A 22555-nucleotide genomic window follows, 5' to 3' on the forward strand; every position below is an offset into this window, starting at 1 on the left:
TTTACTGCAACTTCTCCCCTGCTCCCCTGCTCCCCTGCCTCTTCTTCAGGGTGACAATCGCTCAATTTTCCAAGTGCTATTATTTAAACGGCTATAGAGTAAGCGATCGTGCAGACGGCTAGAACGTCCTTGCCAAAATTCAATTTCTGTAGGGATCACTCGTAAGCCTCCCCAATGAGGCGGTCGAGGAATCTCTTGATTTTCATATTTGCTCTGGAATTCCTGCACGCGTCGCTCAAGAACTTCTCGGCTTTCTATCACCTCGCTTTGATTAGATACCCACGCACCCAAGCGACTTTTGGCAGGGCGACTTTCAAAATACTGGTCAGATTCAGTTTCGGAAACTTTCTCCACATACCCCGAAATTCTGACTTGACGTTCCAGTTCTGCCCACCAAAAGACTAAAGCCGCCTGGGGATTTTCAGCCAGTTGTTGTGCTTTGTGGCTGTTGTAGTTTGTGAAAAAGGCAAAGCCGCGTTCATCAAAATCCTTGAGCAGCACCATTCTAGCTGAGGGCTTACCGTCTGGTGTGGCTGTGGCAATAGTCATGGCATTGGGTTCGGGGAGTTGTGCTGCTAAAGCCTGATCGAACCATTTTTTAAATTGGATAAAAGGATTGAGTTCTACTTCGAGTTCGCTTAAACCTTCCAAGGTGTAGTCTTTGCGAAGGTCAGCTACCGTTTTGTCCATTGTGATTTGTTTCCTTGCTATCAGATACGCTTATATATATCTTTGTCAAAAATATCTATGATGATAATCAGTGCCATCAAGAATTTTACAAATTCTCTGAATAAATATCTAAAATAGGTTGCGTCAGATGCGCCGTTCAGCCTCCCTTCAACGCTTGTTAATTTATGGTCTGAGCGGTCCGATTATCGCTCTCAATGTCTGGCTGCTGTCTGTGCTTTTTCGCTATTTCCAGCATCCTATTACCGTCTTGCTCATTGCAGCGATTCTGGCTTTTCTTTTAAATTACCCGGTTAAGTTCTTTGAGCGTGCCCAGATCACCCGCACTCAGGCGGTGATCGTAGTTTTACTGGCAACATTAACCCTGCTTGGGATTTTGGGCGTCACCCTAGTACCGTTGATTATTGACCAAACAATCCAACTGTTAAATAAGATCCCTGATTGGTTAACCGCCAGTCAAGCAAACCTAGAGCAGTTTGAGATGTTGGCAAAGCAACGACGTTTGCCAGTCGATCTAAGGGTTGTGAGCAGTCAAATCAATGCCAACATTCAGAATGTGGTGCAACAGCTAGCTTCTGGGGCAGTAGGATTTGCGGGCACACTGCTGTCAGGATTACTTGACGTAGTGTTAGTTATCGTGCTTGCATTTTATATGCTTTTATATGGCGATCGCGTCTGGTATGGTCTGATCAATCTTTTGCCTTCTAACATTGGAGATCCCCTCACCACATCCTTGCGCCTAAACTTCCAGAACTTTTTCCTCAGCCAGTTGTTACTAGGACTGTTCATGGTGCTAACCCTGACACCAATTTTCTTAGTGATGAAAGTGCCCTTTGCCCTGTTGTTTGCCATATTAATCGGTATCTCAGAACTCATTCCCTTTATTGGGGCATCTCTGGGTATTGGTCTGGTGACAATTTTAGTACTACTGCAAAATTGGTGGTTAGCAGTTCAAGTTGCGATCGCGGCAATTCTCATGCAGCAGCTTAAAGATAACTTGTTAGCTCCCAGGTTACTCGGCAATTTTATCGGACTGAATCCCATCTGGATTTTTGTGGCTATTTTGATGGGATTTGAGATTGCTGGGTTGTTAGGGACACTTGTTGCTGTTCCCATTGCTGGTACCATTAAAGGCACTTTCGATGCTATTAAGAGCGGTAAGAGCGGTAAGCCGAGTGATTTTGTCTCAACTGTCACTATTGGTCGCGATCCTCCTGCTGATTAAGGTAGCAGAGGTGCAGGGGAGCAGGGGAGCAGGGAGCAGAGGAGAAGTTGCAGTAAATTTTTCCCCTCTGCCTCTTTTCAATGCCCAATGCCCAACTCAAAAGTTGCACAATCCAATATCACAATTCACAATGGTGATCGATTATAAATTTTAGAGGATACTGGCAGCAGGCGATTTCTGAATAAAAGAAGCGCAAGCGAATGTATACAGTACACGCTTTGCCAATAGTCAATTAGTTTAGTGTTGAATTTACAGTATTTTGATTCTCATTAATTAACTTAGAACCTGTTGATGGAAGCTTCCGAGCTGTTAGAAACAATCACATTTTTGATTTACCAAGCCGAGCAGGGTGAAATTGATCCTTGGGATGTTCAAGTGATTGAGGTGATTGATCGCTATTTAGAACTGATGGCACCAGGGGCAATAACAAGAGGCTATGAAGCCGACTTGTCTCAATCTGGACAGGCATTTTTATCAGCATCAATGTTGGTATTGTTCAAAGCCAATACCTTGATGCAATTGTCAACAGTCGGAGATGCACAAGATGGTATAGAAGATGATGCCCTTTTAGAAGGTGAAGACGGTGTATTACATCAGGGTCATCGTCTACCATTAGAACGGCAATTGCGTCGTCGTCCAGCGGCAATGCCGCCACCAAAGCGTCGGGTGACTCTGCAAGAGTTAATCGAGCAATTGCAGATTATGGCGAACCAACTAAAACTGGTAGAAAAAGTCAGCAAACCTATCCGTCCCAGGCGTCAACCTAGCGTCCAAAGTATGCGGGAGGCGCTGGAGTTAGCTCACCAGGAAAATCTGACAGAAGTCGCTGGGGAACTGGAGCAGGTATTGAAATTATCGGCAAGAGAGCTAAGTTTAGAACAAAATTGGGTGAATTTAGAACAACTTGTAGAATTGTGGACTAAGACAAAGCTTTTCAAGCAAAATGGGTCTGGACACGAGTCTGAACACAGTAATCTAGTTAGCGTTTTCTGGGCACTACTATTACTCTCGGCTCAATCGAAAGTAGAGCTATTTCAAGAGGATTTTTATCATGAAATTAAAATTCGCTTAATTAGAGATTCAGCTCATATCGGCAAGCCTTTTGAGAATCCGATGAACTAAGTCCGTAAATTTCGTGACGAATTGAGGGTTTAAGTTTAAACGCAGAGGGCGCAAAATATAGCGCAGAGGAGCGCAAAGTTTCTTTGAGTCTATTCGCTACGAACTTAGGCAAAGCTGTACTAAGAAAGTCAAAAGTAGTTATAGTCCTACAGATTTTCTCTAAGAAAGGCAGGAGGCAGAGGTAAAAACTATTTATATGTGATGCGTGAGTCCTTGGCATCAAGATTTCAGGCTGACTTGTGAGAAAAATAGGAATTTATTTATGGGATTTTCCTCCTGGCTCCAGCATAGCTGCTGCCTACATTGTCATAGATTTTTGATTCAGCCCCAAAATCCGAGTAAATTGAAAAGATAAGCGATCGCTTGTCATCTAAGTATATCGATGGTTGTAATAACCACTAAATTCCTGTTATCCCTATTCTGGGGGATGACTTAGAGAAGAAATAAAAACTGATGATTAAGTATCACTCGATGAAAGTAAACTGGCTTGTGGTTGAGGGATAAATTTTTATGAAAGCGATGATTCTCGCGGCTGGCAAGGGTACTCGCGTGCGTCCGATTACCTATACAATTCCCAAACCAATGATTCCCATCCTGCAAAAGCCAGTGATGGAGTTCTTGCTGGAACTGTTACGCCAACATGGATTTGACCAAATTATGGTCAATGTTAGTCATTTGGCTGAGGAAATAGAAAACTATTTCCGTGATGGTCAGCGGTTTGGGGTGCAGATTGCCTATTCCTTTGAAGGAAAAATTGATGATGACGGTAAACTGGAGGGGGAAGCAATTGGTTCTGCTGGAGGAATGCGGCGTATCCAAGACTTCTCACCCTTTTTTGATGATACCTTTGTGGTTTTGTGCGGTGATGCTTTGATTGATTTGGATTTAACTGCGGCGGTTAAATGGCATAGAGCTAAAGGCTCGATCGCTACCATTATCACTAAATCTGTCCCCAAGGAAGAAGTTTCTAGCTATGGTGTGGTTGTGACTGACGAAGATGGTCGTGTCAAAGCTTTCCAAGAAAAACCTTCAACTGAAGAAGCCCTCAGCACCAACATCAACACAGGTATTTATATCTTTGAGCCAGAGGTTTTTAACTATATTCCCTCTGATGTCGAATATGACATTGGTAGCCAATTGTTTCCCAAATTGGTAGAAATAAAAGCCCCCTTCTATGCCATTCCTATGGACTTTGAATGGGTAGATATTGGTAAAGTCCCAGACTATTGGCGGGCGATTCGCGGTGTACTGCTGGGTGAAATCAAAAATGTCCAAATTCCTGGTCATGAAGTCGCCCCCGGCATCTACACGGGCTTAAATGTCGCTGTCAATTGGGACAAGGTGGATATTACAGGCCCCGTTTACATTGGCGGGATGACGAGAATCGAAGACGGAGCTAAAATTGTCGGGCCAGCAATGATTGGCCCTAATTGTTGGATTTGTAGTGGTGCAACAGTGGAAAACAGCGTGATTTTTGAATGGTCGCGCTTGGGCCCTGGAGTCCGGTTAGTCGATAAACTGGTATTTGGACGTTATTGCGTAGATAAAACTGGCGCTGCGATCGATGTTCAAGCTGCTGCTTTAGACTGGCTGATTACTGATGCCCGTCAAACACCGCCATCACATACCCCTGTTGAGCGACAAGCGATAGAGGAATTGTTGGGGACGAACGTAAATTAGGGAATAGGGAACAGGGAATAGGGAATAGGGAATAGGGAATAGGGAACAGGAAATAAATCTGTAACCTATACCCTGTAACCTCTACCCTAACTATTTAAGTACGTATATCTTCTAAGACTCTGCTCGTAGGTTTGCAGTAGTCGTTGAGATTCCGCTAGAGTGATGCGCTTTTCTTCTAATGCTTTCTCGCAGCGCTGGCGAATGTTTTCCACCATATCTTCGGAGTCATACTGGACGTAGCTTACTACTTCGCTCATGGTGTCACCTTTGACAACGTGTTCAATCTGGTAGCCTTTGGGGGTTAATTGGATGTGAACGGCGTTGGTGTCGCCAAACAGGTTGTGCAAATTGCCCATGATTTCCTGGTAAGCTCCATTCAAGAACATTCCTAAATAATAGGGTTCTCCGGGCTTATGGGTGTGTAGTTCTAAAACCGACTTGACATCGCGCAGGTCAATAAAGCGGTCGATTTTGCCATCACTGTCGCAGGTGAGGTCTGCCAAAATTCCCCGCCGCGTTGGTTCTTCATCTAAGCGGTGGATTGGCATGATCGGAAACAGTTGATCGATCGCCCAGCAATCTGGTGCTGATTGAAACACTGACATATTCACGTAGTAGATGGAAGCCATAATTTTCTCTAGGTCTTCCAGTTCATCGGGTACGTATTCTTGCTGTCTAGTGATGGTAAGAATTTTTTGACAACAAGCCCAGTAGAGGCGTTCGGCTTTGGCTCGTTCTCTGAGACGTAAAATTCCTAAGTTGAAGCGACTGATGGCTTCTTCTTTGAATTGTGCAGCGTCATGGTAGAACTCTTGATAATTCTCTTTGTTAATGGATTGGTAAGTTTCCCAAAGATAATTAATAATCGGGGATTCTCCCTCTTGTGGAGGCTCTGGGTTGTCGAGAGGGACATCACTAGTACTGAGAACGTCGAAAATCAGCACCGACTGATGGGAAGCGATCGCTCGTCCACTTTCACTAATCAGTGTTGGTACGGTAATCTGTCGTTCAGCACAGGTATCTTTTAACTCTGCCACGATATCGTTGGCATAGTTCTGCATGTTGTAATTTTTCGATGCATAGAAGTTGGTTTGGGAGCCATCGTAATCTACGCCCAAGCCGCCACCAACATCAAGGTATTTCATATCTGCTCCCAGCATTGCCAATTCCACATAAATGCGGCTGGCTTCTTGGATAGCATCTTTAATCACATTGATGGCAGAGATTTGGGAGCCGATGTGGAAGTGCATCAACTGCAAAGAATCGAGCAGGTTAGCTTCGCGTAACTTGTCAACAGCCTCGATGACTTCAGGCATTGTCAAACCAAATTTAGCGCGATCGCCACTAGAGGTTCCCCAACGTCCCATACCTTGGGTACTGAGTTTAGCACGAACACCTAATATCGGTTTAATACCTAACTGGCGATTAGCATCAATCACCAAATCAACTTCTTCAATCTGTTCTAAGACAATGATTGGTGTTTGCCCTAGTCTTTGGGCTAACATTGCCGTTTCGATGTATTCTCGGTCTTTGTAGCCGTTGCAAACTAACAATGCTCCTGGTGTATCCAACACAGCTAGAGCAATCATTAATTCTGGTTTGGAACCAGCTTCTAAACCAAATTGATGGGGTTTGCCAAATTTCACTAAATCCTCAATCAAATGCCGTTCTTGATTGCATTTGACGGGAAACACGCCACGGTAGACACCAGGGTAATTATAACGAGCGATCGCTTTGTTAAAACAAGCGTTTAACCGCTCAATCCGGTCTTCCAAAATATCAGAAAACCGAATCAACATGGGAAGTCCCAAGTTGCGCTGTTTCATGGAGTTGACCAATTCAAACAAGTCAAGAGAACCCCCGCGATCGCCCTTGGGTGACACGGTAACGTGACCAGCAGCGCTAATGGAAAAATAAGGTTGTCCCCATCCTTCAATACGGTACAAGGCTTCGCTATCCTCAATTTTCCAGGAGCGAGGTAAATCTCCTGTGGTGGGACTCGGTGGTAACAGTTTTTTGTGCTTATGATTTTTCACTTCTTTTTGTCCATTGGACGGTACTTGTACCACCTCGTCAGATGTAGCAGTTGACTCAACACCCATTTCTTCCTAACCTCTGTTTTTCACCCACGAGTTAACAATTTAGCGCATTCATCTGGGAACGTATATGCACCCAAAGATAATTTCTGAGATAAACTCTGATTGGTCAAGAGTCTTGTGTCATTAGTGATTAGTCGCTAGTCATTAGTCAAGAGTGCAAAACCCTTAGACAAAGGACAAAGAACAAAGGACAATTGACTAGATAAAAACTTTATTAAGCTTTGGGAGATCGCAATGGAGCGCACATTTTTAGCAATTAAGCCTGATGGCGTCCAGCGGGGATTAGTGGGGGAAATTATCCGTCGCTTTGAAACTAAAGGTTTTACCCTGGTTGGTTTAAAGTTACTAAAAGTCAGTCGGGAACTGGCTGAACAACACTATGGCGTTCACCGAGAACGTCCCTTTTTTGGCGGTCTAGTGGAATTTATCACTTCTAGCCCAGTGGTAGCGATGGTATGGGAAGGTGATGGTGTTATTGCATCTGCCAGAAAGATTATTGGTGCTACAAACCCTTTAACAGCAGAGCCGGGAACGATTCGCGGCGATTTTGGACTGAATATTGGTCGCAACTTAATCCACGGTTCTGATGCTCCAGAAACCGCGCAACAGGAAATTGCCCTGTGGTTTAAGGATGAAGAATTGGTCAGTTGGCAACCACACTTAACGCCTTGGTTGCACGAGTAAGATATTAGGGGAGAGGTTACAGGTGACAGGTTACAGGGTATGCGGAATAATCTGTACCTGTACCCTGTACCCTGTACCCTGTACCCTATTCCCTCTCCCCTCTTCTTACTTAGAGACTTTGCTCTTTTCCGGTTCTATTTGGGGTGATTCAGTACCAACGCGCTTGGAAAATCCCCAGCCTAAAATCAGGAATATGGCAGCAATCATGATCCATTCTGGTGGAACTAAACTATCGTTGAGTACTTTCAACAACAAGCGTAAACCCACCAAGGCGACAGTTACATAACCTGCATCCTCTAGGTTTTCGTATTCGTCTAGCCAACGAATAAACAATCCTGCCATGAATCGCAACGTAATAATACCAATTGTTGCACCCGTTAGCACTAGCCATTTTTCTTGAGAAACTGCGATCGCAGTTGTCACGCTATCTAAAGAAAATGCCAAATCTGTAAATGCAATCACAGGTATCGCTTGCAACAATGAATTAAAACGCGGCCCGTGATGGTGTTCGTCCTTAGATTCTTCCGAGGTAAAGTGTTGGAATACTAACCACAGTAGATAAGCAGCGCCCAATAATTCAAATTGCCAGAATTGTTGTACCCAAGTGGCAGTGAGAATCAGGGAGATTCGCAGCACATAGGCAACGACTAAACCAAAGTTCAAAGCTTTACGCTCAAGTTCTTTGTCTTCCAGCCCCCTAGCGATCGCAGCCAAGGCGATGGCATTGTCGGCAGATAACAGCGCCTCTAAAACCACCAGGATCAGCAGAACTATAGGGGCTTCAACGCTGAAATGAAAGTCGAGGTAATCAAAAATTCGGTCTAGCATTCCGGGTTTCTCAAGCAGAAAAATTAAAATTTGACAAGAACAGAGATTTGCATATTAAAAAGCGCAATAAATTGCCACTCTAATTCAGCTTAACGTGGTTGTGGTGCATTTTGAAGAGGATCGAATGTGTGCGATCGCCCTATAAGTGGGGTAATTTGCGTATAAGTCAATACACCCAAAGTTTTAACATCTGACTTGGTGCGATCGCAATGGACTGCTGTCAGTTCGCATCTAGAATTAGAAGATGACAACAAAAATATGGTAAGAGTTTATGGATAACACACTTCTAGAACGCATCACTCATAATCCAAATATCTGCCACGGTAAACCCTGCATTCGAGGACTTCGTTATCCAGTTGAGTTTATTTTGGAACTGCTCAGTTCTGGCATGACTACTGAAGAAATATTGGCAGATTATGACGATTTAGAATCTGAAGACATTTTAGCTGTCTTGTTATTTGCCGCTCGACTCAGCCAAGTCAAAAGCATTCATCGAATTGCCTCATGAAATTTCTTGTCGATGCTCAGTTACCAGTTCGTCTTGCCCGTTTTCTCAAAACTTCAGGTTATGACACGATCCACACCAGAGACTTACCAAGGGAAAATGCTACGCCAGATAATGAGATTAATACCGTATCAATTCAACACAATCGAATTTTAGTTACCAAAGATGTGGATTTTGTCAACTCTTTTTTAACAGTTCAGCAACCTTATAAACTACTTTTAATCATCACAGGCAATATCAATAACTCAGAATTGGAATCCCTATTTATAGCTAACTTCCAATCTGTAGTTGAATTGTTTAAGCAGCATTCCTATATTGAAATAAATCGAGACACCATTATTGTGCATCAGTAGTCGCTATAAAATTTCTAACATCACACATAGACTCGATGTTGCCGTTCCAGATATTCAATTTCTCTTTTCCACCGCCCAAGCCTGTTTTCTCGCTGTTGTAATTGATCTGCTGTCGGGTTTCTGTAAGGTTCAGTACCTGGATTTGGGTTAATTCCCTTATTTGCAAGCCATTGGCGGCAAAAGAATTGCCAAAGAAATTCATGATCGTGCTTATCGCCACCCAGACAACGAATCCGCTTGACTGAAAGCATGGATTCACCAAAAAGGATTTGCTCATTTCTGGAATTTTTCGGAAACAGGCGCGTCTCACTACCTCTTCCACGAAAGAATTCGACTACAAACCACTCACCAAAATCGAATATACACACCTCTGTCGGGTCGCTACCATCATCCTCTAATAGATCAACATCACCTTGGATTTCATACCCTATGGCAATTTGTGATGTCTTGGGTAACAAGATACGAAGCCGTTCAAAGCGGTTACTGTAATTAGCCCAAAAATCCCTGCGACTACATAGCCGATTTGACTCGAAGTTTTCTAAATCCAGCTTGTTCAATATGAGATTTACTAACTTTTGGAAATCACTATAATTGATACCTCCAATCCACTCTCGAAATCTTTGTCTTGCTGGATCTGAAAGTTTATACCAATTTTCACCATTTCTATAGTTATTTCGCAACCAATCAACCAGTAAAGAATGATTGCTTGCTATATCATTGGAAACATTAGTTAGCAAATGATTAACAGCTTTTATTTGATGACTATCTGACATTTCATCCAAACAACTTAGCAACCATCTTACTTGCTGCTGACTTGGAGAGCGAATTGTAGTAAAATAGGGCATTATGTCTTCTATGAATTTGTTAAATAATGGAATCCAAATAGGTAAATCTTCTTTGATTGTGTTTAGCAATTCAGTTCGATTAATACGCTGTTCACAAGCAAGTTTTGCTAATTCTATACCTGCTTGTGTACTGCGAAATGCCCGAATAATTTGAAATGGTAGCAGGTGACTAACTGAATTAGCAAAGATATCAAAAGATTCAGCTAAAGACTTTGCTAACACCTGTTCTTGCCGATCGCCATGATAAAGAGCTAAACGCCATAATAGCTGATGTTGTAGCCATGAGTTAGAAATTGCTACCTTCCAAATAGCTGCTGATGTTTTGCTGGCTCGGTCAATATTTTGCTGATCCCACTGTGCTTTAGCATAGATGCAGTAAATCCAGTCTAACTTACTTAGTTGATCGGCTTTACCCTGTTCAATAGCTATCAATACAATATCAACACTTGGTATTGATATTGTTACATCTGGTAAGTTACTGGCAAGCTGAATAAGTTGATTAGGACTACACTTGGGAGTTTCAGGTAGGGAAGGAATAGAAAACTGATAATTCAAAGTTGTAGCTCCTTTAGAGAGAGGTTTTTACGATATCTTTTTTTAACTCATCACTGCGAAACTGAAAGCGGAAAACTACTTTGCGATCGCCTGGATTATCACGTTTTTTGTCAGATTCAATTTCTCCCCGACCAGCAGCCAATATTTTCTGGCTTAAAGGTGCTTTGGTAGAGAAATTCATATCATAAAAAATGTAGTTGTAAACTGATGATGATCGCAACAAGCTTAGTTGTAGATTAGTTTTATCGTCTCCATCTGAGCTAGTATGACCTTCTATAACTACGCGGCTAATTTCCTGCTCAAATTCTGCTTTTGAGAAAATCACCCCACTGTAAACAGGAATAAAGCGGCGTAAAAAGGCTTTACCTTCTGGTTTAAGTTCTGTACTTCCCTTGGCAAAAAGAATTGATTCTTGAATACTGACATCCCCGGTTTCTGGGTTGACTTTGACATTGATATTGTTGCTTTTCATCTGTCCCACAACATTACCAATTACTACCCGTTTTGGTACATCCTTTTGTGCAAGCTGGAGTAGTGCAGTAATAAATAGCAAAGCAAAAAACATTAGTAAACCAGACATCAGATCGCCAATAGACAGATAGATACTAGAGTCATCATCCTCTATAATCTCTGCATCAATTTCACCTCTGATAAAATCATCCATGATTGCTTCCACCATTACCAAATTGGCGGTTATCATGTGCAGCAACTAGAACTTTTGCTGTCTCTAGCAAACCTCCACAAACTCTAGCCATAGAAGTATCCGCCTGTTGGAAAAAGCTTAACTGTGAGTCAACAGTCCTTTGCATAGAAACTTCAAGATGACCCTGCCAAGCCTGAAGGCTATCGTCAAATTTTCGATTCAAATTTCTGTATGAATTGTCTACTATTTTCACTTGTTCGCCAATATCACGAGCAAGTTCTTGTAGTTGCATTAGTCGTTGTGTATCGTTTAATCCAGCCGCACTAACTAATCTGTTAATTTGTTCGACAGACTCCTGAATTTTAGTCATACTTTTGTCTACTTCTTCGGTCAATTTACTACGTCTTTCAAATTCCTCTCGGAAGACTTTATCAAGATTGCTCACAACCCCAGATAATCCATCTCGTTGTTTGCCTAGCGTCCCCTCAAGTAAGTTGTTTTGTTTTTGAAAGAATGTCTGTAAATTTGTTTGATATTCTTCCCTAAATCTTGTCAAATCATCTTCTACTGTATGGCGAGTCGCTGTGAGTGTCGCATCAATATTTACTAAAGTAGCCAGAAGATTATCCTTTGCATCATTCATCAACTCAGAAGCTTGATTACCGACTGTTTGTAGAGTATTAGTTTGCTCACGAAAGGTTCTATTTGCTTGGGTGAGAATTTGGATAATTCCAGTCCGAGTAGCTTGAAGCATCTGCTGTTCTACTGCTGCGCGTTCTTGTAACGCTGTTTGAAGTTCCTCTCGAATTCCCCGGAAAGTAGCAGCAGCTTGCACTGCACTTACTTCAAAAGCACTTCGCTGTGCTGTCATTCCTTCGATACTCTGATCTACAGCTCGATTAATTTCGTCGGCTATTAGTTGTAAAACATCTCTTGTATCTGTTTTAAATTGATTGAGAGTACCTCCTAAATTCTTAGCAAATCCTTGGAGTTCTATCAAAGTCTCTTTTTGAAAGTTCTCAATTGTCAGGATGGAATTTGCCAAACTTTGAGAGATACCGCCCAATTCTCTATGTAGAGTCAGTACAGCTTCAGAAGCTTGTTGGGTTAACTCTGCACTTTTATCTAGCCGATCTGCAATCGGTTCGAGTACCTGAATTCGCAAATCTTTGATGAGTTCTTCTAAAACTCTCTGTCCCTGATTTTCTTGAATTTCTCGGAGTTTTTTCTGTTCTTTGAATATTTCTCCCAAGGCTGGTTTAATCTGCCGACCTACAGCTTGACCAATAGCTTGGGCTGACAACTGATTTAAGCCGGCGAATTGTTCTGCAATACTCCTACCTACAGCTTGACCAATGCCTTCTGCATTTAGCTGCTTTAACCCAGTCAAGCTTTTTGCTACAAGACTAAGTGCTTCAGCTACTTCACGGTTGTCGTTATCTGCCGTTTTTAAAGTTGCGATCGCCTTCAATTTCTGACGCAAGCTATCGCGCCGTTTCTGTTTTAGCGAATCACACCCAAACAAAACTAGAGTAAACAAGCTACCAGAACCAAGCCCCATTAGGGAAGTGGAGAAGGCTGTTTTCATTCCCACCAGCAACTCTTTACTGGCGGACATCAGTTCTTTGGTATCTTCTGTAGATAAATTGATTCCTTGGAGTCCCTGTTGTATACCATAAAAGGTTCCTAAAACGCCGATGGCGGTACACAAGGTTGTCACGAAGCGTAGGGAACTACGAGGTATGGCGTGGGCTAAGACAGATGGATACTTTATCAGTATGAAATTACCATCTTTTTGTCTGAATCTACTAGATTCATCGGTTCCTAAATGATCTTTTAACCATTGGCGAACTTCATTTGAAAGCTTTACATTTTTACCATTTTTCAAATTGCTCAAAAATTTAATAGAGGCTCCAGTTGTGCCACACTCTGAGCGCCAATACTGCAATAATGTGCAAAACTCGACAATAATTGCAACTACTAATACAAAAGCAATTGCCCAATGAAAAGGTTCGTTATCCCAAATAATGTCCCAAACTTTTGCTATTTCCACGCTGCACCCTTCTTGTTTGTCTTGCTTATATCTTTTTGAATTGCTTTAATTCTTTATTCGTAAAAACTTCTTCAGCTATCCGTATTGGGAGATGCTCTGCATACAAGCGTTCTCCTATAGGTTCCCGGAGACATAAGCTATAAAGTCTCTCCCCCTCTGTCTTTTTATCCTCAATTAAATAAACCTGTTCTGGTGCATAGCTTCGCAACAAACGCACCTGCAAACAGGTTTTTAAATCCCGTGAAGAAATAGATAGGGGTGAATCTTCTCCAAATAATTCACTAGCCACTTTCCAAGCGTGGTTAACCGCCACAATTTCGTTAACCAATTTTTCCACCGAGGGGTAGAATAGTTTTGCAGTTTCATTAATCAATGCTTTTGACCTACCTGCCTGAGCTTCAATAGGTCTATAATTCCCAAAATGGAAACTTATTTAACTTTTTTGCTAAAGTTATATTGATAAAAGTAATCTTTAATGTCAAATTTTTCTTTGGGTATTGAAAAGGTGCATAAATTAACCTTTTCCCAACATCATTCCTATTGAATAGGCAGTGAATCAATAATGTACTCTACAAATTGGGGATTTTTTACTGTGATTTTGATAATTATGCTGAATGAAACCAACTAATGAACAAGCAATTGAATTATTTAAGGTGTGTCAGGATTTAACTCAGATGTACCTACCAATTTACTTGGTGAGATTAGATGAACGGACAGCACGCATTTACATTCTGGCTGGACAAAGCTTTGAAGTAGAAATATTGCCAAATGGGAGGGTAAGATATTTATGACTAAGGCAAATTTTCAAGCGATGACCAAACAAGAGTTAAGAGCTTATGTGTTGGAACATCGAGACGATCGAGAAGCTTTTCATGCATTAACGGACAAACTTAGAGAAGAACCAGGGATTGAAATTACCTCAACAGAGCAGATGCATGAGCTAATTGAAGCAAGGTTAGATGAGGCCGATGTAAGAGATGCTTATACAGTACTAGAGGAAATTGCAGGGCTGGGGACAACACCCTTTGAAGAAATTAAAAGGGAGCTAGGGATATGAGCTACCAAGTAGCATTAGCACCTTCAGCTGTGCAGAAAATTGCAGAATTGGACTCAGAGGTGCAGCAACGACTAGCACAAAAGTTAGAGGAACTAGCATTAAATCCACATCCAGAAGACGCTCAACCATTGAAGGATACTGAACGGCTGTATAAGGTTCGTTTGGGTGAATACCGCATTATTTACCAGATTCAGGAGCAACCCTTGCTAGTAACAGTGATAAAGATTGCACATCTTAAAGATTATTAAAGCTTATCTGGAAAAGCGATCGCCTATATGCCACCCAATCGCAACCAAAATAAAACTTCAAAATTTACTCTACCACTAAGCAACTAAAAATCTCACAAAATCTCTGCTAACTTTACCACCAGAGTATTTGCCAAATCCAAGAACCTGATGTCATCTGTATCAATACTATTTCCTTCACCAGCTAACAGATTTTTTACAGCAGATAACCTATCATTGGTTTGGGAAATTCTCCAAGATTCTTCTAAGTTTACGGCAAAATCAAACAGCGATCGCTCTCCTAAATGCTCTCTTACCTTAACAGCTACACTATCATTACTTACCAAAAATTCTTTAATAGTATCTAATTGAAAATTACCTAATATTTCATCATGTCCCCACGTTTCTAGCCAGTCTCCCTCCACATCTTCAACGTAAATATTGACAAAATCAACCCCATAAGTTAGCCAGTTCTGCTGCATTTGTCGCGCTGTCGCTAAAGCTTCAGCAAACGTATCTACTTGATTGTTGCAGTGAGTTTCTCTTTTATTAGCCATAGAAGCTGTAATTAGCACGTAAGTATGTAGGCTAGACACAAATCTGAAATATCAAATTCCTGAAAAGTCACGAAAATTTTAAATATTTGCCACCAGAAAGGTAATCACTGTTATACAGGGCCACGTTGACTAACTGGTTCACAAAATTAGCATCCTTGGGATTGTAACTTAAGAACAGCCCCCTCTCTATTTCCCACGATCGCAGTGTATTTTGCCAAGCTTCGTACTTTTGGTGATTGAGTTCTTCACTAACACTGGTAACTTGAATGCACAGTGGTTGATTGTTACGACTAACAATTAAATCTGTTGCCATTGAAAGGTCGGCAATATAACGCTGCCAAAAACTACCTTCTCGCTGAACAATATCTTGAGCTATTGATCTAATGATATCATTATCAACCTGATTAAATTCACCTGCCATCAATTTTTGCTTCCAAATATAAAACTTGGAGTCACTTGCATTAAACCATCTGGGAAAGAGATAACCATACCAATATCTCTCAATCGGGGTCATCATCTCGAACTTTGCTTTTTGCTCATCTTCTGAAGGTAAGGATTTTATCATCAGCCATATTGTCGAATCCGTAATCACCTCTAGCAGAAAGGCGATGACAAAGGGTTTTGCAGTCAGGGAACCTGGCTTGATGTTTTTTACCCAACGATTGATTTCATCTAATCTTCTCGCTAAATTATGATCTATCGAGGAGGCTTGCTCGATAAGGGACTTTAGCTGATCCTTAATTTCTTGTGCTTGCAATCGATGCCCTACTTTCAGAAGATTACGCTTTTTTTACACATTGATAACTAGATTTTAACTTGAAAGTGTCTTTAGTTTATTTCCTGATGTAATCAAATATTCTCTAGGTCGATGCCCTGTATACGTAAAGCCTCCCGCAGTCGAGCAATTTCTTGCTCTGCTCGTTCGGCGCGTTCTTCTGCCTGTTTGGCACGTAAACGTTCTTGTTGTGTCAATTATTCTGATGATAGTATTAATTGATTTTCAGTAGTGAAGAATCTTAATTTACCTTCATAAACTCCCAAATAAAGTTCTAACTGCTGACTCCACAAACGGCCATCAGTGGTTACTTGGATTTCTTGATACTTGCCATCAACTAAATGAAATCCCTGAAGTTCCATTGTTACAGGGTCAAACCAGAAATAATCGGGTGTACGGAAGGTATCTTGGTAAACTTGTTTTTTTAAACCTTTATCAACTGCTGTGGTTGAAATTGACAAAATTTCCACAATCAAGTTGGGATATTTGCCGTCTTCTTGCCAAACTACCCAACTCTTACGGTCTTTTTTTGGGGTTCCCAAAACTACAAAAAAGTCTGGCCCACGAAAATATTCTGATTTTTTCTGGTTAGGACTGTAGTAAATTGTCAAATTGCCAGAAGCATAAAAATCTTGCCTATCTCGCCACCACAATTTGAGGATGCAAATCAGCAAATCGATTTGGTCGCTGTGCAGGTCACTTTCCAAGGGTGGTTCGTCGCTCAGTATATCACCAGGAGGAAAAATAACTTCGTCTTCTGAAATACCGTCAGCGATCGATTCTACAGTAGCAGGTTCAGACATCAGCGATCGCCCCGCGATTTGCGTTCATTTTACTGAAAATTCGGTAACTGACAAATAGCTTTGAAAACTTGCAATAACTCAATTGCATCTGGAGATTGACTCAAATTTAATAATGGCATTAACTCATAAGTTGACTGGCTGTCATGTCTTAGATAAACAAATTGATAAAGCTGTCCATTAGTTACCAAACCCCAAACTGATGGTTGTTGCTCTAAACTCTTAAAAGCATAAGTTAGTAATTGAGGTAAACCTTCAATCACGTTGACCGAACTATTTTTTGTTTCAATCACTAGAACCCAAAAAGGCGGCGCAATATTACTTTGAGGATTGTTGATGGCTAAAATATCCATCCGCCCGGTAATTCTTCTGTCTTCATCTTCGACTGCGATCGCAATGCTATCTTCCATTGTCAACCGAATCGGCACATCGTAGAATCCTGAGAGCCGCATTAAGGGTGCGATCGTTAAGAATTTAACCAACCCTTCAGAAATTTTACCTGCACTTAAATAACGATCAAAGTCGTTTCTTATTCGTAATAAATCCTGCTGTTCAAAGTCAGAGAGTGGTTCTAGCCTTAAGAAATCTGTAAATGAACCATTGGAAAGCTTTTCTAGTTTGAGAAAGCGATGAACATCGTTGAGAGATAAGCTGCTAGCTTCAACAGTGAGCGTCATAATTTCAGGCTTTTCTTGTCAAGACTACTTATATTTTGCAACATTGGCAGTAGATAGGTTGCAATGTAACCTCTTTACATTTCTTGATCGCTTGCTTTTGCTAGATGAAAATGAATGTAAACTAAATAACTCGGCAATTTCTACCCAGCTTAACGAAAATCTAAACATTGTCTAGCACAACTGGGCTAAAAATGGTTTTTAGTAACAATAGCGATCGCACTCATAACTAACCATGTCTCAACCAACTATAGAATCAATCCTACAAGAGAATCGCCTCTTCCATCCTGCCTCAGAATTCTCACAGAATGCCCATATCAAAAGCCTGGAAGATTATCAGCGTCTCTACGATCAAGCCAAAGCCAATCCGCAAGAATTTTGGGCAGATTTGGCTGGAAAAGAATTAGAATGGTTCCAAAAATGGGATACAGTATTAGACTGGCAACCACCTTTTGCTAAGTGGTTCGTTGGCGGTAAGATGAATATTTCTTACAACTGCCTTGACAGACATCTCACTACCTGGCGCAAAAACAAAGCAGCATTAATTTGGGAAGGAGAACCAGGTGATTCCCGTACCCTTACCTACGCCCAACTCCATCGGGAAGTTTGCCAATTCGCCAATGTATTGAAGCAACTAGGCGTACAAAAAGGCGATCGCGTCGGTATTTATATGCCGATGATTCCCGAAGCTGCGATCGCAATGTTAGCCTGTGCCAGAATTGGCGCACCCCACAGCGTAGTATTTGGTGGTTTTAGTGCCGAAGCTTTGCGCGATCGCTTAATTGATGCTCAAGCTAAACTGGTAATCACAGCTGATGGTGGTTGGCGCAAAGATGCGATCGTTCCTCTGAAGGAACAGGTAGATAAAGCCTTAGCTGATGGTGCTGTTCCCAGTATAGAAAACGTCCTAGTTGTCAAGCGCACCGGACAAGAAACTTATATGCAGTTGGGCGGACGCGATCATTGGTGGCATGATTTGCAAAAAGGAGTATCAGCAGATTGTCCCGCCGAACCAATGGACAGCGAAGATATGCTGTTTGTCCTCTACACTTCTGGCAGCACGGGCAAACCGAAGGGCGTTGTACATACAACTGCTGGTTATAATTTGTATACCCATATCACCACCAAGTGGATATTTGACCTGCAAGACACAGATGTATATTGGTGTACCGCCGATGTAGGTTGGATTACGGGACATAGCTACATTGTCTACGGCCCTCTTTCCAACGGTGCAACCACGGTGATGTATGAAGGTGCGCCCCGTGCTTCTAATCCTGGCTGTTTCTGGGATGTAATTGAAAAATACGGCGTTAATATTTTTTATACCGCACCTACGGCAATTCGGGCATTTATTAAGATGGGCGAACACCATCCGAATGCGCGAAACTTATCTTCGTTGCGTTTGCTGGGAACCGTTGGCGAACCGATTAACCCGGAAGCTTGGATGTGGTATCACAAAGTTATTGGTGGCGATCGCTGTCCAATTGTGGATACTTGGTGGCAAACGGAAACAGGCGGTATCATGATTACACCGCTACCAGGGGCAATTCCCACCAAACCCGGTTCTGCAACTCTTCCCTTCCCTGGAATTATTGCAGATGTCGTGGATTTAGAAGGAAACACCGTACCCAATAATGAAGGCGGTTATTTGGCGGTGCGACATCCGTGGCCAGGAATGATGCGGACAGTCTACGGCGATCCAGAACGCTTCCGCCGCACCTACTGGGAACACATTCCGCCCCAAGATGGTAAATATACTTACTTTGCTGGTGATGGCGCGAGGCAAGATGAAGACGGCTATTTCTGGGTAATGGGTCGTGTGGATGATGTACTGAATGTCTCAGGACATCGACTCGGTACAATGGAAGTAGAATCAGCTTTAGTTTCGCATCCAGCGGTTGCAGAAGCGGCAGTAGTCGGTAAACCGGATGAGCTTAAGGGTGAAGAAGTCGTTGCTTTTGTGACTCTAGAAGGCACTTATCAGGGAAGTGAAGAACTGATTAAAGAACTTAAACTGCACGTCGTCAAAGAAATAGGTGCGATCGCACGTCCGGGAGAAATCCGCTTTACAGACGCTTTGCCCAAAACGCGATCGGGTAAGATTATGCGGCGCTTGCTGCGAAATCTAGCTGCCGGACAAGAGGTATCTGGAGATACTTCGACATTGGAAGATCGGAGCGTATTGGATAAGTTAAGAGAAGGCACGTAAATAATTCCAAATGAGCTTAGTAGGGGTGCAGATATATGCATTGGTGTCAACTTAAGCCGAAAACTATATTGGGTAGGTGTTTTACACATCACGCCCTCATCCCCCTTCTCCCGAGGGCTACGGTGTACACACAAGTCCTAAAAACCTAGCTTGATAAGACTTTCCTCGTTCCCAGTCTCCGGCTGGGAATGCATTCATTGAGTCTCTGACTCAATGCCAGATTGGAGGCTCTGCCTCCACGAGGAGCATTCCCATGTAGAGCTTGTGTTCGAGATAAACGAGAGAAGAATGGAAAATCAAGCTTTTTTCGACTTGTGTGTACACTGTAGCTCCCAAGGGAGAAGGGGAATTGAATCTCTAGCTCCCCTCTCACGGATGGGCTACGGTGTACACACAAGTCGAAAAATTCTCTACCCACATTTTTGTCAGAGTGAAACTGTCACACAGACAGGCAATCCCGCCCAGAACTAAAGTTCAGGGCTGATAGCTGAAGTCCACTCAAGTGGACTGAATTAATCATTTAGTCCACTTGAGTGGACTTTAGCTATGAGACTCGGAATTCATTCCGAGGCGGGATAGAAACGCAGTGTGAGATTTATTAATAAAGATATAACTGCGACAGACTTGTGTGTACACCGTAGCACGGATGGGAGAGAGGCTGGGGGTGAGGGCAAAACGTTGTCACCAAGTGGGTTTCACGTTAAGTTGACACCAATGACATATATGCTGCCCTTACCGTCTGTCTTGTGATGCATTACGCGCTAACGCAGGCTAATTTATCATAAAGATTAGAACATTATTGAGGCATTCAGGGCGATGAAGGTGAAGTGCAAATCCAAATCAGCATTTGTTCAACCTATTGGCTGCATGATGCTGAGTATTATCAGTGTAATGGGGATATCACCATTAGTCTTAGCGGTTCCTGGACAAGTTTCTTTACATTCGTCAGAACAGTCTGCACAGAGACAACCACAAAAAATAGCACAAGCTTCAGGTACAGATGCACCAGAGCGATCGCAACTCCTGCAACAAGCCAATGGTTTATTTAGTCAGGGAGACTTAACAGGTGCAGAGGAAAGTTTACGCAAATTAATTAAAAAATTCCCAGACGATGCCTTCGGACACTTTCAACTGGGAAATGTACTTTTTCGGCAAAAGAAACCAGAAGATGCAATTAATTCCTATCGAGAAGCCATTCGCCTCAAGCCAAAATACGCTCTAGCTTACAATGCGATCGGTATTGTTTACGCAAGCCAAAGTCGCTGGCAAGAAGCCATTACTGAATATCAAAAAGCTCTGGAAATTAATCCTAATTATGGCGAAGGGCTGACTAATTTTGCAATAGCATTGTGGCAAACAAATAAAAAAGACGAGGCGCTATCTTCTTTAGAAAAAGCTTTAAATATTTTCAAAACACAAAATAGAGGTGAAAAAGTTAACCAAGTAGAACGAATTTTAAAAGAGATCAAAACTGCTGATGAGCCTGGTGTTTCATAAACATCATAAGAATCTCACGTAGAGACGCAAGAGTTTTTTGTCTTTGCGTGAGGATTACAATAAGAATCAGACAAACCTTCGTTAAAGTCTATGACTTCCTTATCGGCATTAACTTTACCGGATCACACTCAGTTGCCAGACTCAGACGGTACATTTGTGAAAAATCTTCAGGAGCATCCGCAAAGCATTTTAATCACAGATTCAATTAAACCTGTTCTAGAGCAACTTCATTCTGATGGTCAATATTGTATTGGACAAGATTCTGGTATCTACTGGCGATTGACAGATCCTCCTGAGAAAGGGGCTGAAGCACCAGACTGGTTTTATGTACCCAATGTACCGCCGACACTTAACGGTAAAATGCGCCGTTCTTATGTACTGTGGAAGGAGTATGTCGCGCCCTTGATTGTGATTGAATTTGTCTCTGGAGATGGTTCAGAAGAACGAGATAACACACCGCCATCTCAAGGGGAAGGTGGAAATGTTGGTAAGTTTTGGGTTTATGAGCAGGCAATTCGAGTGCCTTATTATGGAATTTATGAAGTAGCAAAAGCACAAGTTGAAGTGTATCACCTAGTCGATAATACTTATCAACTGATGCAACCCAATGAACGGGGACATTACCCAATTGCTCCTATGGGGGTAGAGTTGGGAATTTGGCAGGGATTTTATCTGAATGCAGAGTTACCTTGGTTGCGGTGGTGGGATGCACAAGGAAATTTACTGCTAACGGGTGAGGAACGGGCTGTGATTGAACGAGAAAGGGCGGAAGTTGAGCGACAAAAGCGAGAGAGAATTGTAGAGAAATTGCGATCGCTCTCTGCTGAACAACTCAATGCTTTAGGAATCGATCCAGAAATGTTGGATTAGGAAAATTCTCATCTACTAATATTACATTTTCATATATTTCTGCGTAGGTGTAGCCCGCCGTAGGCATCGCACAACGAAAATCAACGCTAGCTAAATGCACTTCTTCCCCTTTTTCATAAGGGTAAAGTACCCAATGTCCATCTTGATTCCGGCGAAAGCATTCTACACTCATTCGGTCTGGTGAAATTAACACATATTCTTGCAGTGATTCTAAGTGTCGGTAACTAGCGAATTTCTTACCTCTGTCATAGCCTTCGGTTGACTCAGAAAGCACTTCGATAATTAAGGAAGGATGGCACTTAAAATAGTCAAATTCTTTATCTCGTGTATCGCAAGTCACCATCACATCGGGATAAAAATAGCGATTTATGATATCAATCTGTGCTTTCATGTCTAACATATAGACACGGCAACCACTACCCCGGAGATGGTTTCGCAACAGTACAAACAAGTTTCCTACTACAGTGACATGAGCATCACTTGCCCCTGCCATTGCGTAGACTTGCCCATCAATATACTCGTGTTTGATTTCACTTACTTTCTCGCCTTCTAAATATTCTTCAGGGGAGATATAGTACTCACTTTGGCTAATGACCATTTTAGTACCTTAGTA

Annotated in this window: 24 protein-coding genes and 1 pseudogene; 12 read left to right on the top strand and 13 right to left on the bottom strand. The window is 42.1% G+C overall.

The genetic code is table 11. The annotated features are described in order from the left end of the window. Positions 1-45: 45 nt before the first annotated feature. Complete coding sequence (gene pdxH, locus ACM0OX_RS02700; protein ID WP_414512858.1) at positions 46-690, bottom strand: pyridoxamine 5'-phosphate oxidase; 645 nt, start codon at positions 688-690, stop codon at positions 46-48. A 127-nt stretch (positions 691-817) separates the two neighbouring features. Between pdxH and ACM0OX_RS02705 the strand changes: the two genes are divergently transcribed. From ACM0OX_RS02705 to ACM0OX_RS02715, 3 genes are all read left to right on the top strand, one after another. Further along, positions 818-1912: an AI-2E family transporter gene (locus ACM0OX_RS02705; RefSeq protein WP_414512860.1), complete on the top strand. Its 1095-nt coding sequence runs from the start codon at positions 818-820 to the stop codon at positions 1910-1912. 291 nt (positions 1913-2203) lie between these two features. Beyond that, the gene (locus ACM0OX_RS02710; protein WP_334836692.1) at positions 2204-3034 is read left to right on the top strand and encodes a ScpA family protein; all 831 of its coding nucleotides are present in this window, start codon (positions 2204-2206) and stop codon (positions 3032-3034) included. Positions 3035-3544: 510 nt separating this feature from the next. Beyond that, positions 3545-4714, top strand: coding sequence for an NDP-sugar synthase (locus tag ACM0OX_RS02715; protein WP_335197030.1), 1170 nt, complete (start codon positions 3545-3547; stop codon positions 4712-4714). Between the two features lie 86 nt (positions 4715-4800). Here ACM0OX_RS02715 and speA read toward each other — a convergent pair whose 3' ends face one another. Next, positions 4801-6816, bottom strand: a complete 2016-nt coding sequence (gene speA, locus ACM0OX_RS02720; RefSeq protein WP_414512863.1) for a biosynthetic arginine decarboxylase — start codon at positions 6814-6816, stop codon at positions 4801-4803. Positions 6817-7047: 231 nt separating this feature from the next. Between speA and ndk the strand changes: the two genes are divergently transcribed. Beyond that, positions 7048-7497 (top strand): nucleoside-diphosphate kinase, encoded by a 450-nt coding sequence (gene ndk, locus ACM0OX_RS02725; protein WP_289797237.1) that lies wholly within the window; start codon positions 7048-7050, stop codon positions 7495-7497. 105 nt (positions 7498-7602) lie between these two features. On the opposite strand, the gene ACM0OX_RS02730 is transcribed toward ndk, so the two are convergent. After that, positions 7603-8325, bottom strand: coding sequence for a TerC family protein (locus tag ACM0OX_RS02730; protein ID WP_414512865.1), 723 nt, complete (start codon positions 8323-8325; stop codon positions 7603-7605). Positions 8326-8414: 89 nt separating this feature from the next. Further along, complete coding sequence (locus tag ACM0OX_RS02735; protein WP_414512867.1) at positions 8415-8579, bottom strand: hypothetical protein; 165 nt, start codon at positions 8577-8579, stop codon at positions 8415-8417. 17 nt (positions 8580-8596) lie between these two features. On the opposite strand from ACM0OX_RS02735, the gene ACM0OX_RS02740 reads away from it, so the two are divergent. Continuing rightward, positions 8597-8833 carry a DUF433 domain-containing protein gene (locus ACM0OX_RS02740; RefSeq protein ID WP_414512869.1) on the top strand — a complete coding sequence of 79 codons (237 nt, stop codon included), beginning with the start codon at positions 8597-8599 and terminating at the stop codon, positions 8831-8833. Next, entirely contained in the window at positions 8830-9183 is a 354-nt protein-coding gene (locus ACM0OX_RS02745) for a DUF5615 family PIN-like protein (RefSeq protein ID WP_414512871.1), read from the top strand. The genes ACM0OX_RS02740 and ACM0OX_RS02745 overlap by 4 nt, the downstream gene beginning before the upstream one ends. A gap of 20 nt (positions 9184-9203) precedes the next feature. Here ACM0OX_RS02745 and ACM0OX_RS02750 read toward each other — a convergent pair whose 3' ends face one another. From ACM0OX_RS02750 to ACM0OX_RS02765, 4 genes are read right to left on the bottom strand one after another with little or no spacing between them, the layout of a single operon-like run. Continuing rightward, the gene (locus ACM0OX_RS02750) at positions 9204-10583 is read right to left on the bottom strand and encodes an EH signature domain-containing protein (protein WP_414512873.1); all 1380 of its coding nucleotides are present in this window, start codon (positions 10581-10583) and stop codon (positions 9204-9206) included. 13 nt (positions 10584-10596) lie between these two features. Beyond that, positions 10597-11283, bottom strand: a complete 687-nt coding sequence (locus ACM0OX_RS02755) for an OmpA family protein (protein ID WP_414512875.1) — start codon at positions 11281-11283, stop codon at positions 10597-10599. Then, positions 11240-13279 carry a hypothetical protein gene (locus tag ACM0OX_RS02760; protein ID WP_414512877.1) on the bottom strand — a complete coding sequence of 680 codons (2040 nt, stop codon included), beginning with the start codon at positions 13277-13279 and terminating at the stop codon, positions 11240-11242. The genes ACM0OX_RS02755 and ACM0OX_RS02760 overlap by 44 nt, the downstream gene beginning before the upstream one ends. Positions 13280-13304: 25 nt before the next feature. Continuing rightward, positions 13305-13652, bottom strand: a complete 348-nt coding sequence (locus ACM0OX_RS02765) for a hypothetical protein (RefSeq protein WP_414512879.1) — start codon at positions 13650-13652, stop codon at positions 13305-13307. A gap of 241 nt (positions 13653-13893) precedes the next feature. Between ACM0OX_RS02765 and ACM0OX_RS02770 the strand changes: the two genes are divergently transcribed. From ACM0OX_RS02770 to ACM0OX_RS02780, 3 genes are read left to right on the top strand one after another with little or no spacing between them, the layout of a single operon-like run. Then, a complete protein-coding gene (locus tag ACM0OX_RS02770) occupies positions 13894-14070 on the top strand; it encodes a DUF6888 family protein (protein WP_414512881.1) in 177 nt (58 codons plus the stop codon). Then, a complete protein-coding gene (locus ACM0OX_RS02775; RefSeq protein WP_414512883.1) occupies positions 14067-14336 on the top strand; it encodes a DUF6887 family protein in 270 nt (89 codons plus the stop codon). Before ACM0OX_RS02770 ends, ACM0OX_RS02775 begins: the two co-directional genes overlap by 4 nt. Then, positions 14333-14584 carry a type II toxin-antitoxin system RelE family toxin gene (locus tag ACM0OX_RS02780; protein WP_414512884.1) on the top strand — a complete coding sequence of 84 codons (252 nt, stop codon included), beginning with the start codon at positions 14333-14335 and terminating at the stop codon, positions 14582-14584. Before ACM0OX_RS02775 ends, ACM0OX_RS02780 begins: the two co-directional genes overlap by 4 nt. A gap of 92 nt (positions 14585-14676) precedes the next feature. Here ACM0OX_RS02780 and ACM0OX_RS02785 read toward each other — a convergent pair whose 3' ends face one another. The 4 genes and pseudogenes from ACM0OX_RS02785 to ACM0OX_RS02800 all read right to left on the bottom strand — a co-directional run bounded on the left by ACM0OX_RS02785 (position 14677) and on the right by ACM0OX_RS02800 (position 17369). Beyond that, positions 14677-15117 (bottom strand): hypothetical protein, encoded by a 441-nt coding sequence (locus tag ACM0OX_RS02785; protein ID WP_414512886.1) that lies wholly within the window; start codon positions 15115-15117, stop codon positions 14677-14679. Positions 15118-15184: 67 nt separating this feature from the next. Beyond that, a complete protein-coding gene (locus ACM0OX_RS02790; protein WP_414512887.1) occupies positions 15185-15874 on the bottom strand; it encodes a hypothetical protein in 690 nt (229 codons plus the stop codon). Between the two features lie 92 nt (positions 15875-15966). Next, positions 15967-16695, bottom strand: a pseudogene (locus tag ACM0OX_RS02795) (Uma2 family endonuclease). Positions 16696-16724: 29 nt separating this feature from the next. Continuing rightward, positions 16725-17369, bottom strand: coding sequence for a restriction endonuclease subunit R (locus ACM0OX_RS02800; protein WP_414512889.1), 645 nt, complete (start codon positions 17367-17369; stop codon positions 16725-16727). Positions 17370-17601: 232 nt separating this feature from the next. On the opposite strand from ACM0OX_RS02800, the gene acs reads away from it, so the two are divergent. The 3 genes from acs to ACM0OX_RS02815 all read left to right on the top strand — a co-directional run bounded on the left by acs (position 17602) and on the right by ACM0OX_RS02815 (position 21942). Continuing rightward, positions 17602-19575 carry an acetate--CoA ligase gene (acs, locus tag ACM0OX_RS02805; protein WP_414512891.1) on the top strand — a complete coding sequence of 658 codons (1974 nt, stop codon included), beginning with the start codon at positions 17602-17604 and terminating at the stop codon, positions 19573-19575. 816 nt (positions 19576-20391) lie between these two features. Beyond that, entirely contained in the window at positions 20392-21072 is a 681-nt protein-coding gene (locus tag ACM0OX_RS02810; RefSeq protein WP_414512893.1) for a tetratricopeptide repeat protein, read from the top strand. A 90-nt stretch (positions 21073-21162) separates the two neighbouring features. Beyond that, the gene (locus ACM0OX_RS02815) at positions 21163-21942 is read left to right on the top strand and encodes a Uma2 family endonuclease (protein WP_414512895.1); all 780 of its coding nucleotides are present in this window, start codon (positions 21163-21165) and stop codon (positions 21940-21942) included. Here ACM0OX_RS02815 and ACM0OX_RS02820 read toward each other — a convergent pair. After that, positions 21905-22540 (bottom strand): Uma2 family endonuclease, encoded by a 636-nt coding sequence (locus ACM0OX_RS02820; protein WP_414512897.1) that lies wholly within the window; start codon positions 22538-22540, stop codon positions 21905-21907. The two genes, ACM0OX_RS02815 and ACM0OX_RS02820, sit on opposite strands and share 38 nt — an antisense overlap. Positions 22541-22555 lie beyond the last annotated feature (15 nt).

Origin of the sequence: Nostoc sp. PCC 9305 (assembly GCF_963920915.1) — a bacterium.
In the GTDB taxonomy this organism is placed as follows: Bacteria; Cyanobacteriota; Cyanobacteriia; order Cyanobacteriales; family Nostocaceae; genus Nostoc.

Excerpts from the sequence above, each read along its gene's own strand:
- pdxH (WP_414512858.1), bottom strand. The coding sequence starts at position 690 with ATGGACAAAACGGTAGCTGACCTTCGCAAAGACTACACCTTGGAAGGT.
- ACM0OX_RS02705 (WP_414512860.1), top strand. The coding sequence starts at position 818 with ATGCGCCGTTCAGCCTCCCTTCAACGCTTGTTAATTTATGGTCTGAGC.
- ACM0OX_RS02710 (WP_334836692.1), top strand. The coding sequence starts at position 2,204 with ATGGAAGCTTCCGAGCTGTTAGAAACAATCACATTTTTGATTTACCAA.
- ACM0OX_RS02715 (WP_335197030.1), top strand. The coding sequence starts at position 3,545 with ATGAAAGCGATGATTCTCGCGGCTGGCAAGGGTACTCGCGTGCGTCCG.
- speA (WP_414512863.1), bottom strand. The coding sequence starts at position 6,816 with ATGGGTGTTGAGTCAACTGCTACATCTGACGAGGTGGTACAAGTACCG.
- ndk (WP_289797237.1), top strand. The coding sequence starts at position 7,048 with ATGGAGCGCACATTTTTAGCAATTAAGCCTGATGGCGTCCAGCGGGGA.
- ACM0OX_RS02730 (WP_414512865.1), bottom strand. The coding sequence starts at position 8,325 with ATGCTAGACCGAATTTTTGATTACCTCGACTTTCATTTCAGCGTTGAA.
- ACM0OX_RS02740 (WP_414512869.1), top strand. The coding sequence starts at position 8,597 with ATGGATAACACACTTCTAGAACGCATCACTCATAATCCAAATATCTGC.
- ACM0OX_RS02745 (WP_414512871.1), top strand. The coding sequence starts at position 8,830 with ATGAAATTTCTTGTCGATGCTCAGTTACCAGTTCGTCTTGCCCGTTTT.
- ACM0OX_RS02755 (WP_414512875.1), bottom strand. The coding sequence starts at position 11,283 with ATGATAACCGCCAATTTGGTAATGGTGGAAGCAATCATGGATGATTTT.
- ACM0OX_RS02770 (WP_414512881.1), top strand. The coding sequence starts at position 13,894 with ATGAAACCAACTAATGAACAAGCAATTGAATTATTTAAGGTGTGTCAG.
- ACM0OX_RS02775 (WP_414512883.1), top strand. The coding sequence starts at position 14,067 with ATGACTAAGGCAAATTTTCAAGCGATGACCAAACAAGAGTTAAGAGCT.
- ACM0OX_RS02780 (WP_414512884.1), top strand. The coding sequence starts at position 14,333 with ATGAGCTACCAAGTAGCATTAGCACCTTCAGCTGTGCAGAAAATTGCA.
- ACM0OX_RS02785 (WP_414512886.1), bottom strand. The coding sequence starts at position 15,117 with ATGGCTAATAAAAGAGAAACTCACTGCAACAATCAAGTAGATACGTTT.
- ACM0OX_RS02800 (WP_414512889.1), bottom strand. The coding sequence starts at position 17,369 with ATGACGCTCACTGTTGAAGCTAGCAGCTTATCTCTCAACGATGTTCAT.
- acs (WP_414512891.1), top strand. The coding sequence starts at position 17,602 with ATGTCTCAACCAACTATAGAATCAATCCTACAAGAGAATCGCCTCTTC.
- ACM0OX_RS02810 (WP_414512893.1), top strand. The coding sequence starts at position 20,392 with ATGAAGGTGAAGTGCAAATCCAAATCAGCATTTGTTCAACCTATTGGC.
- ACM0OX_RS02815 (WP_414512895.1), top strand. The coding sequence starts at position 21,163 with ATGACTTCCTTATCGGCATTAACTTTACCGGATCACACTCAGTTGCCA.
- ACM0OX_RS02820 (WP_414512897.1), bottom strand. The coding sequence starts at position 22,540 with ATGGTCATTAGCCAAAGTGAGTACTATATCTCCCCTGAAGAATATTTA.